The organism is Erwinia magellanica, assembly GCF_039023495.1.
Taxonomy (GTDB): domain Bacteria; phylum Pseudomonadota; class Gammaproteobacteria; order Enterobacterales; family Enterobacteriaceae; genus Erwinia.
On the sequence record NZ_JBCHVC010000016.1, the window covers coordinates 1 to 1,334 of the forward strand.

The window sequence follows — 1,334 nt, forward strand, 5'->3', positions numbered from 1 at the left end:
GAATCGTACCCCAAACCGACACAGGTGGTCAGGTAGAGAATACCAAGGCGCTTGAGAGAACTCGGGTGAAGGAACTAGGCAAAATGGTGCCGTAACTTCGGGAGAAGGCACGCTGGCGCGTAGGTGGAGGGACTTGCTCCCCGAGCTGAAGCCAGTCGAAGATACCAGCTGGCTGCAACTGTTTATTAAAAACACAGCACTGTGCAAACACGAAAGTGGACGTATACGGTGTGACGCCTGCCCGGTGCCGGAAGGTTAATTGATGGGGTTATCCGCAAGGAGAAGCTCTTGATCGAAGCCCCGGTAAACGGCGGCCGTAACTATAACGGTCCTAAGGTAGCGAAATTCCTTGTCGGGTAAGTTCCGACCTGCACGAATGGCGTAATGATGGCCAGGCTGTCTCCACCCGAGACTCAGTGAAATTGAACTCGCTGTGAAGATGCAGTGTACCCGCGGCAAGACGGAAAGACCCCGTGAACCTTTACTACAGCTTGACACTGAACATTGAGCCTTGATGTGTAGGATAGGTGGGAGGCTTTGAAGCGTGGACGCCAGTCTGCGTGGAGCCAACCTTGAAATACCACCCTTTAACGTTTGATGTTCTAACCTGGCGCCGTGATCCGGCGTGGGGACAGTGTCTGGTGGGTAGTTTGACTGGGGCGGTCTCCTCCCAAAGAGTAACGGAGGAGCACGAAGGTTAGCTAATCACGGTCGGACATCGTGAGGTTAGTGCAAAGGCATAAGCTAGCTTGACTGCGAGAGTGACGGCTCGAGCAGGTGCGAAAGCAGGTCTTAGTGATCCGGTGGTTCTGTATGGAAGGGCCATCGCTCAACGGATAAAAGGTACTCCGGGGATAACAGGCTGATACCGCCCAAGAGTTCATATCGACGGCGGTGTTTGGCACCTCGATGTCGGCTCATCACATCCTGGGGCTGAAGTAGGTCCCAAGGGTACGGCTGTTCGCCGTTTAAAGTGGTACGCGAGCTGGGTTTAGAACGTCGTGAGACAGTTCGGTCCCTATCTGCCGTGGGCGCTGGAAGATTGAGAGGGGTTGCTCCTAGTACGAGAGGACCGGAGTGAACGCACCACTGGTGTTCGGGTTGTCATGCCAATGGCATTGCCCGGTAGCTAAGTGCGGAAAAGATAAGCGCTGAAAGCATCTAAGCGCGAAACTTGCCTCGAGATGAATCTTCCCCGGGCCTTTAAGGCCCCTGAAGGGACGTTGAAGACTACGACGTTGATAGGCCGGGTGTGTAAGCGCAGCGATGCGTTGAGCTAACCGGTACTAATGACCCGTGAGGCTTAACCTTACAACGCCAGAAGCGTTCTGGTG

1 rRNA gene is annotated in these 1,334 nt (G+C 54.5%); it reads left to right on the forward strand.

The window, feature by feature from the left end:
* Positions 1–1,311 (forward strand): 23S ribosomal RNA (locus AAH450_RS21030); the annotation flags it as partial.
* Positions 1,312–1,334: the final 23 nt, after the last annotated feature.